The organism is Parapusillimonas granuli (assembly GCF_013416525.1).
In the GTDB taxonomy this organism is placed as follows: Bacteria; Pseudomonadota; Gammaproteobacteria; order Burkholderiales; family Burkholderiaceae_B; genus Parapusillimonas; species Parapusillimonas granuli.
Window position 1 is genome coordinate 1 of record NZ_JACCEM010000020.1, and the last position, 14,438, is coordinate 14,438.

Annotated in this window: 10 protein-coding genes, 1 tRNA gene and 2 pseudogenes; 4 read left to right on the forward strand and 9 right to left on the reverse strand. The window is 65.8% G+C overall.

Annotation, left to right across the window (positions count from 1 at the left end; genetic code table 11):
• Together H0A72_RS21620 and scpB are read right to left on the reverse strand one after the other, a co-directional pair.
• A pseudogene (locus H0A72_RS21620) lies at positions 1 to 308 on the reverse strand (hypothetical protein); the annotation flags it as partial.
• 40 nt (positions 309 to 348) lie between these two features.
• Positions 349 to 990: pseudogene (scpB, locus tag H0A72_RS21625) on the reverse strand (SMC-Scp complex subunit ScpB); the annotation flags it as partial.
• 67 nt (positions 991 to 1,057) lie between these two features.
• Between scpB and H0A72_RS21630 the strand changes: the two are divergent.
• Positions 1,058 to 1,134 (forward strand) — tRNA-Met (locus tag H0A72_RS21630).
• Positions 1,135 to 1,824: 690 nt separating this feature from the next.
• On the opposite strand, the gene H0A72_RS21635 is transcribed toward H0A72_RS21630, so the two are convergent.
• Positions 1,825 to 2,856, reverse strand: a complete 1,032-nt coding sequence (locus H0A72_RS21635) for a CobW family GTP-binding protein (RefSeq protein WP_180158587.1) — start codon at positions 2,854 to 2,856, stop codon at positions 1,825 to 1,827.
• Positions 2,857 to 2,946: 90 nt separating this feature from the next.
• Between H0A72_RS21635 and H0A72_RS21640 the strand changes: the two genes are divergently transcribed.
• Positions 2,947 to 4,107, forward strand: coding sequence for a GNAT family N-acetyltransferase (locus H0A72_RS21640; RefSeq protein ID WP_180158588.1), 1,161 nt, complete (start codon positions 2,947 to 2,949; stop codon positions 4,105 to 4,107).
• On the opposite strand, the gene phaR is transcribed toward H0A72_RS21640, so the two are convergent.
• The 5 genes from phaR to H0A72_RS21665 all read right to left on the reverse strand — a co-directional run bounded on the left by phaR (position 4,079) and on the right by H0A72_RS21665 (position 8,974).
• Positions 4,079 to 4,642 carry a polyhydroxyalkanoate synthesis repressor PhaR gene (gene phaR / locus H0A72_RS21645; RefSeq protein ID WP_180158589.1) on the reverse strand — a complete coding sequence of 188 codons (564 nt, stop codon included), beginning with the start codon at positions 4,640 to 4,642 and terminating at the stop codon, positions 4,079 to 4,081. The two genes, H0A72_RS21640 and phaR, sit on opposite strands and share 29 nt — an antisense overlap.
• Before the next feature lie 84 nt (positions 4,643 to 4,726).
• Positions 4,727 to 5,464, reverse strand: coding sequence for an acetoacetyl-CoA reductase (gene phbB / locus H0A72_RS21650; RefSeq protein ID WP_180158590.1), 738 nt, complete (start codon positions 5,462 to 5,464; stop codon positions 4,727 to 4,729).
• A gap of 23 nt (positions 5,465 to 5,487) precedes the next feature.
• Positions 5,488 to 7,122, reverse strand: a complete 1,635-nt coding sequence (locus H0A72_RS21655) for a class I poly(R)-hydroxyalkanoic acid synthase (RefSeq protein ID WP_180158591.1) — start codon at positions 7,120 to 7,122, stop codon at positions 5,488 to 5,490.
• Between the two features lie 65 nt (positions 7,123 to 7,187).
• Positions 7,188 to 8,024, reverse strand: coding sequence for a peptidoglycan editing factor PgeF (gene pgeF / locus H0A72_RS21660; protein ID WP_180158592.1), 837 nt, complete (start codon positions 8,022 to 8,024; stop codon positions 7,188 to 7,190).
• On the reverse strand, positions 8,012 to 8,974 hold the full coding sequence (locus H0A72_RS21665) for an RluA family pseudouridine synthase (RefSeq protein WP_180158593.1): 963 nt from the start codon (positions 8,972 to 8,974) through the stop codon (positions 8,012 to 8,014). The genes pgeF and H0A72_RS21665 overlap by 13 nt, the downstream gene beginning before the upstream one ends.
• 155 nt (positions 8,975 to 9,129) lie before the next feature.
• Here H0A72_RS21665 and H0A72_RS21670 point away from each other — a divergent pair, with 155 nt between their 5' ends.
• Complete coding sequence (locus H0A72_RS21670; protein WP_246437050.1) at positions 9,130 to 9,873, forward strand: outer membrane protein assembly factor BamD; 744 nt, start codon at positions 9,130 to 9,132, stop codon at positions 9,871 to 9,873.
• A 69-nt stretch (positions 9,874 to 9,942) separates the two neighbouring features.
• Here H0A72_RS21670 and yoaA read toward each other — a convergent pair whose 3' ends face one another.
• A complete protein-coding gene (gene yoaA, locus H0A72_RS21675) occupies positions 9,943 to 11,964 on the reverse strand; it encodes a DNA repair helicase YoaA (RefSeq protein ID WP_180158595.1) in 2,022 nt (673 codons plus the stop codon).
• 168 nt (positions 11,965 to 12,132) lie between these two features.
• On the opposite strand from yoaA, the gene H0A72_RS21680 reads away from it, so the two are divergent.
• Positions 12,133 to 14,438 (forward strand): Tex family protein (locus H0A72_RS21680; protein ID WP_180158596.1); only part of this gene is annotated, 2,306 nt, incomplete at its 3' end.

Consider the following 14,438-nt stretch of genomic DNA (forward strand, 5'->3'; position numbering starts at 1 on the left):
TCCTTGCGCCGCCGCGGCGCACGGGCCGGCTTCGCGGCGGCGGGCTCGGCCTGCGGTTCGCCGCCCGCCGAGGAACCCGCCTGGAGTTCGGCGCCCGAGGCGCCCTGGGGTTCGCCGCCCGCAGCGGACGGCTCGGCCGAATCGTTCGATTCGCCCTGCGCATCGCCGCGGCGGCGCCGGAACGGCGTCCTGAGCTTGCGGCCGCGCCCGCGGGGCGCCGCGGCCTTGGCCGCATCGTCGGGGGACGCCGGCGCCTCGGCCGCGTCGACGGCCGGGGCGCCGTCGTAGGAATCATTGATTTCAGTCATTTTCTTTTAGGTACTCCGTTTCCATATCCATATCTGTATGCCCGTGCGCCGCATCCGCATCGCCGGCGTGTTCGTGTTCTGTTCGCCCGGACGCGGCGGCCTGGGCGGCGCCGTCCGCGGGCTCGGGGACGAGCTCCAGGTCCAGCCCCGCCAGCGCGATGGAGGCATCCTGGGGCTCGAGCTCCGGCAGCTCGTCCAGCGCCTTCAGGCCCAGGTCGTCCAGGAACTGGCGCGTGGTGCCCAGCAAGGCGGGACGGCCGGGCGCGTCGCGGTGGCCCAGCACTTCGATCCAGCCGCGGTCCTCCAGGGCCCGGATGATTTGCGACGATACCGTGACGCCGCGTATGTCTTCGATGTCGCCCCGCGTGACGGGTTGGCGCCAGGCGATGATGGCCAGCGTTTCGAGCACGGCGCGTGAATATTTCGGAGGCTTCTCGGGGTTGAGCCGCGAAAGATAGCGCTGCATTTCGGGGCGGCTCTGGAACCGCCACCCGCCCGCCAGGCTCACCAGCTCCAGGCCTTTGTCGTTCCAGTTCTGCTGAAGGGCCGATAGATGGTCGCGCAGCGCCTCTGAAGAAATTTCCTCTGCCACGAACAATTTTCGCAGATCCGCGACGCTCATGGGTTGATCCGCGCACAACAAAGCGGTTTCTAGGATGCGGATGATCTCGGTGTCAGTCATCTAGGGCTTGAAAAATATGCGTTGCTTGCAAAATTTGAAGGTATGGGTTAATATTTAATTCTTCAGACGCGGGGTGGAGCAGTCTGGCAGCTCGTCGGGCTCATAACCCGAAGGTCACAGGTTCAAATCCTGTCCCCGCAACCAGTATTTGAAATGGGCCATTTGCTTTATGCATCTGGCCCATTTTTGTTGGTGCCGTTTTCGTTGCCGCCTGTGCCGCCCGCCGCCCTGCTGCGCGCCCATGCGCCGCCAACCCAAGTTTCAAATTGGGCACCGAAGCGAAAACCGAAGCAAAAGCCAAACCGAAAACCGAAGCGCCGAAGGCGCACGCCCCGCGCGGCGCAGCCGCCCCCGCGGATGTTCGCGTAGCCCTTGGAGATGCCGGCATGCCGGCCATGATAGGGGTATAAGCCATTATTCCTAATTCAGGGCGTGGCACGCCGGTTGCGTGCCCGGCCGGCCTTGGGCCATGCCGAGCCCCGCGGGGTGCCACAGTGGAATATCGTGGTTCAGGACCTCGCGCCATGCCAAGACACGCCGCTTGTGTGCGGACGCCTGGCGCTTGCGGAAGACGCCTGCTTAAAAATTATTCGTTTATATTGCGATGGCCGGAGAAGGATTCATCACGGGCCGTAGCCGGCAGGACTATGGGATGCACGTTGCTTGAATCAAGGCAGCAGACCCGGAGCAACAGACCCTGGGCAAAAGGCCCATGAAACACGAGGGCCATGCAGCGAGGGCCATGCAGCAAGACACCCAGCCTGAAAGGCGATAATGGGCACATTACACCATCTGCGCGCCATCTACGCAAGCTTTCATCGCGCAAAGTTGTCCTCAGGCGACAACGCCCGGCAAATGGCGCCGCAGAATCTCGGCGAGCGCCTCATCGGCGCCCGCCGCCACGCGACGGTAAATCAGCGCCAGCGCACATCCCCCGTCGTCGACAAGGTTGCCGCCCACCGCCGCGGCCTCCGGTGCGATGGGATAGAGGACGCGATGCACGCCATGCACGGCCCAGCGGCCTGCGGCGCCGCTGAAGCGGAACGACCCCTTGACGCGCAGCATGTCCGCGCCGGCATACGCCATCGCGGCTTCCAGCGCTTTCGTCGTGGCCGCCCTCGACTGGGGGCTGCGCCATTCCAGCGCCAGCACGCCGAGTTCTTCGCCCGCGCCTTCCCGCTTGCGAGCGGCGAACCCCGCTCCGAAGCGCAAGCCGGAGCCGGCCCGGCCGCTCCGCCGCCGTTCGGCCGCGCCGGCCGGATCGAACATGCCGGCAAGCGCCTGCCCGCCGGACGAGGAGTACAGGGGCGCCGCTGGATTCAAGCCCGCCAGAGTGGATTTCAGCGCATCCGCGTCGCCTTCCCCCGCAAGATCCGTCTTGCTCAAGAACAGGGCGTCGGCCAGCACGGCTTGCTGCACCGCCTCGCGGCGCTCCCGCAAATGGCGGGCGCCGTGCATGGCGTCCACGACCACCAGGCAACCGGCATAGGCATAGCGTTCATGCAGGAAACGCTCATACTGCAAGGTATAGCGCACGGGAGCCGGGTCGGCGATGCCCGTCGTCTCGATGATCAGCCGTGAGAATGGCGGAATGGCCTTGCGCAGCGCCTGGAGAAAGAGTTCGCGCAGGGCGTCCACCAGCTCGCCCTGCACCGCGCAGCACTGGCAGCCCGATTCCAGCACCGCCACCCTGTCGCCCAGCCGCCTGACACGCCGGTGGTCCAGGCCCGCCGCCCCGATCTCGTTGATCAGCACCATGGTCGACGACGCATCGCCGGCCTGCTCGCGCAGATAACGATTCAGCAGCGTCGTCTTGCCGCTGCCCAGAAACCCCGAGACCACCGCCACCGGTATCTTGCCCGCCATGCCCGTCCTTTCAAGTATTCATCGGCCCCGCCCTGCGGTACACTGGCCGGAAGTCCCCACCAGCAAAGCGGCCAAGCCCGTTACAGCGCCTTGTCTCCAAGCTTCAGCCTTTCCCGCCCTCAGGATATTAACGCCGAACAATGGGACCGCCTTGCCGGCGGGCAGCCCTTCCTGCGCCATCGCTTCCTGCTCGCCCTGGACGAAACCGGCTGCGCCACGCCGCGCACCGGCTGGACGCCCCACTTCCTGCTGATGCACGACGGGCCTGAATTGGCGGGCGCCATGCCACTGTATCTGAAGGCGCATTCCCGCGGCGAGTACGTCTTCGACTACGCCTGGGCGGAAGCGTATGAACGCCATGGCTTGCGCTACTACCCCAAGCTGCTCTGCGCCGTTCCTTTCACGCCCGTCCCGGGCCCGCGCCTTCTGGCGCGCACGCATGAAGCGCGGGTGGCCCTGGCGTGCGGCGCCATCGAGTTCTGCCGCCTGAACGGCATCTCTTCGCTGCACGTCCTGTTTCCCGCCGAGGAAGACGGCCGGGCGCTGGCGGAGGCCGGGTTTCTATTCCGGCACAGTGTCCAGTTCCATTGGTTCAACCGGAACTACGCCTGCATGGAGGACTTCCTGAAGAGCCTGAACCAGAAGAACCGCAAGAAGATCCGGCAGGACGGCAAGAAATCCGAGGCCGCCGGCGTGCGATTCCGATTCCTCAGCGGCGGCGGCATCGACGACGACAGCCTGCGTTTCTTCTATCGCTGCTATCGCCAGACTTATCTGGAACACGGCCATCTGCCGTATCTGAACAGCGAGTTCTTCTTCAGGCTGCGGTCGGAGATGGCGGACGATATGGTGATCGTGCTGGCGCTGCAGCACGATGAGCCGATCGCCGCCGCACTGAATCTGCGCGACGGCGACACGCTATATGGGCGCTATTGGGGCAGCACGCGCTATGTGCCGGGCTTGCATTTCGAGACGTGCTACATGCAGGGCATCGCCTACTGCATCCAGGAGGGGCTGTCGGTGTTCCAGGGCGGCGCGCAGGGGGAGCACAAGCTGGCGCGCGGGCTGCTGCCGGTGGAGACGTGTTCGGCGCACTGGGTCGCGGACGGGCGGTTCGCGGAGGCGATTCGGGAGCACCTGGAGCGCGAGACGCCCGCGTTGCGGGCGTATGCGGAGGAATTGCGGGGCCATAGCCCGTATCGGAAGGATGAAACGGCCGCCCCTACTTCTTCGTATCCTTCGGCGGATTAGGCACAAAGGGAAACACCGAGAACATGTTGCGGGTCTGGTCCTGCATCTGATCCTGCATCTGCACGAACAGATTCTTGCTCTGATCCACGTAATTGCTCATCATGTTCTGCAGCACCGGAGCCTGGACGTTCATGAACTGCGCCCAGGCCTCCGGGCCGAACTGGCTGCCGTACAGGCCCTTGGACTGCTCCGCGATGCGATCCTGGATCTCCATGAACGCCTGGATGTTCTTCTCCAGGAAAGACCCCATCACTCCCTGCATGGCATGGCCATAGAAACGGATGATCTGCGACAACGCCGTGGCCGAGAACATCGGCACCCCGTCGCTTTCCTCTTCCAGAATGATCTGGAGAAGAATGCTGCGCGTCAGGTCTTCGCCCGACTTGGCATCCACGACCTGGAAGTTTTCGCAATCGAGCACGAGTTGCTTCACGTCGGCCAGAGTGATGTAGGCGCTGGTCTGCGTGTCGTACAGGCGCCTGTTGGGGTACTTCTTGATCAGGCGGGTCGGGGTGCTAGCTTGAGATTGCGTCATGACGATGGCCAAAATACAGAAAGCGAAGGGGAATGGTCGATTCGAAAAGAGCCGCGGCGTTGCGGCCACGGCGAAAGCAGGCTGCTACCCCATATGCAGCCCGCCGTTCAGCGAGAAATCGGCCCCCGTCGCGAAGCCGGAGTCGTCGGACGCCAGCCATGCGACGATGGAGCCGATTTCCTCGGGCTGCCCAAGGCGCTTGACCGGTATCGTGGCGACGATTTTTTCCAGGACGTCGGGGCGTATGGCGCGGACCATGTCGGTGCCGATATAGCCGGGAGACACCGTGTTCACGGTGACGCCCTTGCTGGCGACCTCTTGGGCAAGCGCCATGGTGAAGCCATGGATGCCCGCCTTCGCGGTGGAGTAGTTGGTTTGGCCGAACTGCCCTTTCTGCCCGTTGACCGAGCTGATGTTGATGATGCGCCCCCATTGTCGATCGACCATGTCTTCGATGACCTGCTTGGTGACGTTGAAGAGGCTGTTCAGATTGGTGTCGATCACGGCGCGCCAGTCTTCCTGGCTCATTTTGCGGAACAGGCCGTCGCGCGTGATGCCGGCATTGTTCACCAGCACGTCGACGGGGCCGAGTTTTTCGCGTACCACCGCGAACGCCTGAACGGTGGACTCCCAGTCGGCGACGTTGCCCACCGACGCATGGAATTCATACCCCAGCGCGGCCTGTTCGTCGAGCCATTGCTTGTAGTTGCGGCTGGGCCCGCAACCCGCCACGACGGTAAACCCTTCCTTGGCAAGACGCTGGCAAATGCTGGTGCCTATGCCCCCCATTCCGCCCGTCACATAAGCCAATTTTCCGCTCATATTGTTCTCCAAATAAAATCAAACTACACGGCTCTTGCCTTGACATAGCTGCCAGGGGCTTCTTCAAGTGGAACGTGGCGCGCGTCGCCCAGGCTCTTGGCGGCCCGGACCTTGGGGCCCGCGTGGTCGGCCAGCCAGGCGGCCCAGTCGGGCCACCAGCTGCCCGGGTGCTCCGAGGCGCCGCCCAGCCAGGCGTCGGCGTCGTCCGGCAGGCGGCCGGAGGACGGCTCGGCGTCGAGCTTCCAGTAGCTGCGGCGCTGTTTGTTCGGCGGGTTGATCACCCCCGCGATGTGGCCGGAAGCCCCCAGGACGAAACGCGCGTCGCCGCTCAGGATGCCGGTGCTGGCGTAGGCGGATCGCCAGGGAACGATGTGGTCTTCGCGCGAGCCGTAGATATAGACCGGCATGGACAGCTGGCCGAGGTCGATGGGATGGCCGTCTATGCTCAGGCGGCCCGGCACCTTCAGATTGTTTTCCAGATAGGTATTGCGAAAATACCAGGTGAAGAAGGGGCCGGGCAGATTGGTGCCGTCGGCATTCCAATACAGCAGGTCGAACGCCGGCGGCGCCTTGCCTTTCAGGTAGTTGCCCACGACGTAATTCCAGACCAGTTCGCCGGGGCGCAGGAAGGAGAAGGTCGTGCCCAGTTCCTTGGCGGTCATGAGGCCGCCTTGGCCGATCTGGCTTTCGCGCAGGCTGGCGTGCATTTCGTCGACGAAGACGCCAAGCACGCCGGTATCGTTGAAGTCGAGCAGGGTGGTGAGCAGCGTGAGGGCGGCCACGGGCTGCCTGCCCTGGGCGTGCGCCAGCGCCAGCGCCGAGGCGAGCAAGGTGCCGCCCACGCAGAAGCCCAGCGCATTGATCTGCTTCTGGCGCGAGATGTCGGATACCGCGTCGATGGCGGCCAGCACCCCTTCCTGGAGATAATCGCCCCAGCCCAGGGTGTCGATGCCGTCTTCTTCGAAGGGCAGCGGATTGCGCCACGACACCATGAACACCGTGAAGCCCTGTTCGACCGCATACTTGACGAGGGAGTTTTCGGGCTGCAGGTCGAGGATGTAGTACTTGTTGATGCACGGAGGCACGATGAGCAGCGGCTTCTTGTGCACGGTGGGGGTAAGGGGCGCGTACTGGATGAGCTGGATGAGCCGGTTCTGGAACACGACCGCGCCCTTGCTGACGGCCAGGTTCACGCCGACCTCGAAGCGGGATTCGTCGGTTTGCGAGATGCGGCCTTTTTGCAGGTCTTCGAACAGGTTCTGGATGCCCATGCTGAGCGTTTGCCCCTGGCTTTCGATGAGCGCCTGCTGGACGTCGGGGTTGGTGGCCAGGAAGTTGGCCGGCGACAGCGCTTCCGTCCATTGCATGACCGAGAAGCGCAGCCGGTTGCGCACGGGTTCGGGGACCTCGGCCGCGTCGACCAGCTGGTTCATGGCCTTGGCCGACAGCAGGTAGGCGTGCGCCATGAGCAGGCTTGCCGGGTTGCCGGCCCAGGCCGGCGCATTGAAGCGCCGGTCGGACGGCGGCGCGAGCCTGCCCTGCTGGGCGCTGGCGGTCATTTCCAGCCACTCGCGCGAGAACTCCGCCTGGATCGCCGCCAGCTTGTCGGGTGCGACGAAGGCCGGTACAGGCCACTTGGGTAGGAACGGAGTACTCACTGTGACACCTTGCTTGTATGTATTTCGATGCGTTGAAACAATGGTGGAGGCCAATTGAAACCCTGTCAATCAGGGTAAGTCGCTACACTTTGCAACCCGCCTGGATCAAGGGTTTGCGGACGGATCCAGGCCAGCGTGGCCATGCGGCCGGTATGCGGATCGCGGCGATAGGAGTAGTACAGATCGTCCCGCTCGTAGGTGCATTGGCCGCTGAGTTCGATGTCGTCCACGCCCGCCAGGAACAGCCGATGGCGGGCCAGCCCGGGCAGGTCGGCATGCCATTTACGCCGCGCGATTTTCTCGGCGAAGAACATGCGCGCGGCGGCATCATGGGCCGTGAACGCCTCGTAGACGTCCGGCCCCACTTCGAAATGCGCCTGGCTGATGCCGGGGCCCACCCACGCCCGGATGCGCGGCGCGGCGGACGCGGCCGCCACGCCGGCCTTGGCGCGCAACGCGGCCACCGCCTTTTCGAGTATGCCGCCGGCCAGCCCGCGCCAGCCCGCGTGGGCGGCCGCCAGCGCCGTGCCGCCGGCCGTGGCCAGAACCACCGGCAGGCAGTCGGCCGTCATGATGGCCAGCACGCGCCCGGGCGTGGCCGTGACCGCCGCGTCGGCGACCGGCGCGCCGCGCGCAGCGCCTTGCGCGAACGCATCCGCATCCAGGACTTCCGTGCCATGCACCTGCTTCAGCCACAGCGGTTCGGACGGCAGCGCCCGGCGCAACAGGCCGCGGTTGGACCGCACGTCGGCCTCGTCGTCGCCGGCGTGCAGGCCGAGATTGAAGGACGCCCAGCGCCCCCGGCTCGACCCGCCGCCGCGCTGCGTGCAGAAGTATTCGACGCCCTCCCAGGCCAGGCCCGACACCGCGCCGAACGTTTTTTCACCGTTCAGGTTTCCCATTGGACTCCTTCCAGAACCGCGGCGAAATCGGGCGCCGGCTCGGCCTCGAAAGACTTGCGCCCGCCGCCGGAATAATCGTCGAAGGCCAGGGCCCGCGCATGCAGCATCTGGCGCCGGGCGCCCGCGATCAGCTTGCCGCCATACAGAACGTCGCCCACCAGGGGATGCCCGAGACTCGCCATGTGCACGCGGATCTGATGCGTGCGCCCGGTCTCGAGCCGGCAAGCCACTTCGCACACGCCGTACTCGCCGTCGGCCACGCCCATGCGCAAAGGCTCGTAATGCGTGACGGCGGGCCTGGCGGCGATGGCCGGCTCGACGGCCATGCGCACCGGCACCCTGGGGTCGCGTCCGATGGCGCGGTCGACGGTGCCCGCCCGGCCCATGCGGCCATGCACCAGCGCGACATACCGGCGGCTCACCGTCCGCGCCTGCATCTGCCGGATGAGATGCGTCTGCGCTTTCTCGTGCCTGGCGACGACGAGCAGGCCCGAGGTGTCCTTGTCCAGGCGATGGACGATGCCGGCCCGGGCGACTTGGGAAAGTTCGGGATAGCGGTACAGCAGGCCGTTCAGCAAAGTGCCGCTCCAGTTGCCCGCGCCCGGATGCGTCACCAGGCCCGCCGGTTTGTTCACCACGATCCAGTCGGGGGAATCGGCCACGACGGTGAAGTCGACGTTCTCGGGGACGAAGGCCAGGGACTCGGGCGGCTGCTGTTCCCAGACGGTGAGCACGTCGCCGGGATGCGTGATCTGCTTGACCTTGCCCGGCCGCCCGTTGACGAGCACATGGCCTTCTTCGATCCAGGCTTGCAGCCGCGCGCGGGAATGTTCGGGAATCAAACGGGCCAGTGCCTTGTCCAGGCGCTCCGGCGCCGCGCCAATGGGCAAGCGGAATTCCAGCGGCGCGCCCGCCGCAAAACTTTCTTTGTCCGTATCTGTGTCAGGCATGGCGACAAATCATATAATCAGCCTGCAATGCTAACACCAAGGATGCTTTTGTGACCCGAACAGATCTCAATCCCTCTCGCTTTCCCGGCCTGGCGCGCTTGAACCGGGCCGCGCTTGCACTCGTGCTCGTTGCGTTCGTCGCCGGCTGCGGGACCATGAAAGCCGAGCCGGACAAAACCGCGGGCTGGAGCGCCGAGCGCCTGTACCAGGACGCGCGCGAGGAAATGAGCTCGGGCAACTGGAACAACGCCCGCGCGCGGCTGGAGACGCTCGAGGCCAGGTATCCGTTCGGCGGCTATGCGCAGCAGGCGCTGATCGACCAGGCCTATGTCAACTGGAAAGACGAGGAACCGGAACAGGCCCTGGCCGCGATCGACCGTTTCCAGCAGCAGTATCCGAATCACCCCGGTACGGACTACATGCTGTACCTGAAGGGCCTCATCACGTTCACGCCTCCCAGCGCGGCGTTTTCGAACATCACGCAGCAGGACCCCAGCGAACGCGATCCGAAGGGCCTGCGGGAGTCGTACGAGTCTTTCAATGAGCTCATCAAGCGCTATCCCGACAGCCGCTATGCGGCGGACGCAAAAAAGCGGCTGACTTGGCTGGTCGACACGATCGCGCGCAACGAGGTCCATGTGGCGCAGTACTATTACGAGCGCGGCGCGTATGTGGCGGCGGTGAATCGGGCGCAAACGGTGATCACGGATTTCGAAGGCGTGCCGATTGCCGAGAAGGCGCTCTACATCATGTACCTGGCTTACGACAAGCTGGGGCTGACCGAGCTGCGGGACGACGCGAAGCGGGTGCTGGACCTGAACTTTCCGAACAGCAAGTACTACGCGCAGGGCCTGGAAGAGCCGCGCGGCAGCAAGTGGAATCCGATCAATTGGTTTTGACCAGCCTGCCCGGCGTGTAGGGGCGTCCGGCCGGCCGAAGGCGGCCCCGGCCGCCGGCCGGCGCTTCCCTCACCCGGCGCCGGCCCCCTGCTTCCTCCGCAAGAACTCCAGCACCGGCGCCGGCTCCCGGGTACGCGCGAACGGCGCCAGGCCTCGCCATAAAAGCTTGCCGTAGGGCTTCTCGACCATGCGCCGGTCGCCGACCATCAACACCCCCCAGTCCGCCTCCGACCGGATCAGGCGCCCCGCGCCTTGCTTCAGCGCGATCGCGGCTTCCGGCAACTGGTATTCCATGAAGGGGTTCCCGCCCTCGCTCCGGCACAGATTGAGCCTGGCTTCCAGGACCGGATCATCGGGCGGCGCGAAAGGCAGCTTGTCGATCGCGACCAGCGTCAGGGCGTCGCCCGGCACATCGATGCCTTCCCAGAAACTCGCGCTCCCGACCAGCACCGCATCGCCCTTGGACCGGAAGCGCTCCAGCAGCACCCGCCGTGACGTCTCGCCCTGGCGCAGCAGGAGCCGGTCCACGCCCTCGTCCTCGAAACGCTCTTCGAACAGCTCGGCGATGCGATCGACCGCGCGCAGCGTCGTGCACAGCACCAGCACGCCGCCGGTCGACGCCTTGATCAGCGGCATCAGCGTGTCGACGAAACACTCGTTGAAGCGCTGGTCGCTGGGCAGCGGCAGGTCTTTCGGCACGTAGAGCAAGCCTTGCTCGGCATAATCGAACGGCGACTCCCAGCGCATGGTGGCGGCGTCCCACAAGCCCAGCTGCCGCAGGAAATGGCCGAAGTCGCCGTTGACGGACAAGGTGGCCGAAGTCAGCACCCAGGCCTGGTCCTTGCCGCGAAAGCGCGAGAAAACGCGCGACACCGACAAGGGCGCGCTGTGCAGGCGCATGTGATGCTGGCTCTGTTCCACCCAGCGGACCGCCGCGCCTTCCAGCGCCGCATGCCCGTCTGCGGATGCGGCCGCCGGCTTCAAGGCGTTCCGGCCCTGGCGGTCGGGCTGGCTCCATTGAAAGAGCTTGGCGCGCAGGTCCAGGCAGGTCTTGGCCGCCGCCGCCAGGTCGGGATGCTTTTCGCTCACCACGTCCAGCAGCCGGGCGCTTTTGTCCAGCACGCCCAGCAAGTCCGCCAGCGCCGCGTCGAATTGCTCGGGATCGGGTATGGTCTGGAACGTGGCTTTGCGCCCCGGCATTCTTTCTATGGCCGCGGCCGCCAGGCGCAAGTTGCGCGCGGCCTGTTCGATCTGCTTGCCGGCCTCGCTCCAGTTGGTGGCTTCGCGCGCGTGCGCCAGGCCGGCGGCTTCCGTGGCGCGAGCGAGATCGAGCAGCTGGTGGGACGACACGCTGGTGCCCAGGAAGCGGGTGGCGATGTCGGGCAATTGATGCGCTTCATCGAACACCACCATCTCGGCCGTGGGCAGGAGCTCGGTGACGCCTTCTTCGCGCAGCGCGAGGTCGGCCATGAACAGCGCGTGATTCACCACCACCAGGTCGGCGTCCTGGGCCTTGCGCCTGGCCTTCAGGACGAAGCAATCGCGTACGTGCGGACAGTCCTGGCCCAGGCAGTTCTCACGGGTGGACGTCACCCGGCCCCAGATGTCGGCGTCTTCGGGGACTTCGGCGAGATCGCTCTTGTCGCCGTGGCTGGACTGCTGGGCGAACACCTGGATGTGCCGCAGCTGGCCGATCTCGGCGCGCGAGCGCAGGCCGCGGTCGTCCGCCGACAGGCGCTCCAGGTGGTAATGGCAGACGTAATTGCCCCTGCCCTTGAGCAGCGCCACCGTGATCGGCAGGCCCAGCGCTTTGCGCAGCCGGGGAAGATCGCGGCGGAACAGCTGATCCTGCAGGGTGCGCGTGCCGGTGGAAACCAGCACCTTGCCGCCGCTGAGGAAGGCCGGAACGAGGTAGGCCCAGGTCTTGCCCGTGCCGGTCCCGGCCTCGGCGATCAGCGTGGCATGGTTCTGCAAGGTTTCCTGGATGGCCTGGGCGAGCTCCTGCTGCGCCCGGCGCGGGCGATAGCCCGGCTCGGCCTGAGCCAGCGGGCCGTCGGGAGCGAAAATATCGGAAAGTTCTTGCAGAAGCATCAAAACGTAAAGATGAAAGCGCGCCGGCATGCGGAGCGCGGCAAAGAGGTAAAGTATGCAGTCCTGGACGCATCGCCAGACCAGATCATACCCGCCTATTTTTCCGCCCGGCGGGCCGATGTGGCAAAATGCGCCGCGTAATTCATGTTTTTATGGCTCACCTCACCAATGACTGACACCTCTGTTCAAGCCCTGGCGGGCGCGCCCGCCGACTCCACGGACACCGCCCGCATCGTGGCCTTGCTCGCCAAAGAGCTCGATGCGCGGCCCGCGCAGGTCGCCGCCGCGGTGGAACTGCTGGACGGCGGCGCGACAGTGCCTTTCATTGCCCGCTACCGCAAGGAAGCCACCGGCGGCCTGGACGACACCGTGCTGCGCAACCTGGAAGTGCGCCTGCTCTACGTCCGCGAGCTCGAATCCAGGCGCGCCGCCATCCTGGAATCGATCCGCCAGCAGGGCAAGCTCACGCCGGACCTGGAAGGCGAACTCAGGGCCGCCGACACCAAGCAGCGGCTGGAGGACCTGTACGCGCCCTACAAGCCCAAGCGCCGCACCCGGGCCCAGATCGCCCGCGAAGCCGGCCTGGAACCGCTGGCCGACGCCATTCTGGCCGATGCGCAATGCGATCCCGCCGTCCTGGCGAACCAATACCTCAACCCCGAAGCCGCCGTCAACGACGCCAAGGCGGCCCTGGACGGCGCGCGCGACATCCTGGCGGAACGCTACGCCGAAAACGCCGACCTGCTCGAGAACCTGCGCGAACACCTCTGGAACACCGGCCTGCTGTATTCCAAGGTGGTCGAAGGCAAGGAAAACGACGGCGACAACTTCCGCGACTGGTTCGACTTCAGCGAAAGGCTGCGCTCCCTTCCGTCCCATCGCGTCCTAGCGCTGCTGCGCGGCCGCCAGCAAGGCGTGCTGGACATCCGCCTGGGCCTCGATCCGGAGCTGGAAGCGCAGACGCCCCATCCCTGCGTCGCGCGCATCGCCGATTTCCTGCGCGTCGGCGCGGACTTCTCGGCCGACGCCGGCCCGCGCGGCCGCTGGCTGGGCGAAGTCTGCCGCTGGACCTGGCGCGTGAAGCTGCTGACGGCCTTCGAATCCGAACTCGTCGGCCGCCTGCGGGACGCCGCCGAGCAGGAAGCCATACGCGTGTTCGCGGCCAATCTGAAAGACCTGCTGCTTGCCGCGCCGGCCGGCCCGAAATGCGTCATCGGCCTGGATCCGGGCATCCGCACCGGCGTGAAGGTGGCGGTCATCGACGCCACGGGCAAACTGCTGGACACGGCCACCATCTATCCGTTCGAACCGCGCCGCGACCGCGAAGGCAGCATCAATACGCTGGCCGCCCTGGCCGCCCGCCACAAGGCCGAGCTCATCGCCATCGGCAACGGCACGGCCTCGCGGGAAACGGAAAAGCTGGTCACCGACATGCAGGACAAGTTCAAAGACATCAAGCTCACGCGCGTCATGGTGTCCGAAGCGGGCGCCTCGGTGTATTCGGCTTCCGAGCTCGCGGCTCAGGAATTCCCCGAACTGGACGTCAGCCTGCGCGGCGCGGTGTCGATTGCGCGCCGCCTGCAGGATCCGCTGGCGGAGCTCGTGAAGATCGAACCCAAGGCCATCGGCGTGGGCCAGTACCAGCACGACGTGAACCAGCGCGAACTGGCCCGGTCCCTGGACGCCGTCATCGAAGACTGCGTGAACGCGGTGGGCGTGGACGTCAACACCGCGTCGGCGCCGCTGCTCACGCGCGTGTCGGGTCTGAATTCCCTGCTGGCGAAGAATATCGTGGCCTGGCGGGACAGCAACGGCGCCTTTCCCAACCGCAAAGCCTTGCTGAAGGTGCCGCGTTTCGGCGAAAAGGCGTTCGAGCAGGCCGCCGGCTTCCTGCGCGTCCCGAACGGCGACAACCCGCTGGATGCCTCCGCCGTCCACCCCGAGGCCTATCCGGTGGTCCAGCGCATCCTGTCCCGGATCAACGCCAAGGCCCATGAAGTCATGGGCCGCCAGGGCGCGCTCAAGGGCGTCTCGCCTTCCGAGTTCACCGACGACCGCTTCGGCCTTCCAACCGTGAAGGACATTTTCCAGGAACTGGAAAAGCCCGGCCGCGATCCGCGTCCCGAATTCAAGACCGCGCAATTCATGGAGGGCGTCAACACCCTCAATGACCTGCATCCCGGCATGATTCTGGAAGGCGTCGTCACCAACGTCGCCAATTTCGGCGCCTTCGTCGACATCGGCGTGCACCAGGACGGCCTGGTGCACATCTCCGCCCTGTCGGAAACCTTCGTGAAGGACCCGCGCGACGTCGTGCGCGTGGGCCAGACGGTGAAGGTCAAGGTGCAGGAAGTCGACCCCGCCCGCAAGCGCATCGGGCTGACCATGCGCCTGAACGACGACGCGGCGCCCGTCCGGCGCGGCCCGGCCGACGACAAGCGCCCCGCGGGCGGCCAGGGGCGCCGCAACGGCGG

Excerpts from the sequence above, each read along its gene's own strand:
- H0A72_RS21635 (WP_180158587.1), bottom strand. The coding sequence starts at position 2,856 with ATGGCGGGCAAGATACCGGTGGCGGTGGTCTCGGGGTTTCTGGGCAGC.
- phaR (WP_180158589.1), bottom strand. The coding sequence starts at position 4,642 with ATGACGCAATCTCAAGCTAGCACCCCGACCCGCCTGATCAAGAAGTAC.
- phbB (WP_180158590.1), bottom strand. The coding sequence starts at position 5,464 with ATGAGCGGAAAATTGGCTTATGTGACGGGCGGAATGGGGGGCATAGGC.
- pgeF (WP_180158592.1), bottom strand. The coding sequence starts at position 8,024 with ATGGGAAACCTGAACGGTGAAAAAACGTTCGGCGCGGTGTCGGGCCTG.
- H0A72_RS21665 (WP_180158593.1), bottom strand. The coding sequence starts at position 8,974 with ATGCCTGACACAGATACGGACAAAGAAAGTTTTGCGGCGGGCGCGCCG.
- H0A72_RS21670 (WP_246437050.1), top strand. The coding sequence starts at position 9,130 with ATGAAAGCCGAGCCGGACAAAACCGCGGGCTGGAGCGCCGAGCGCCTG.
- yoaA (WP_180158595.1), bottom strand. The coding sequence starts at position 11,964 with ATGCTTCTGCAAGAACTTTCCGATATTTTCGCTCCCGACGGCCCGCTG.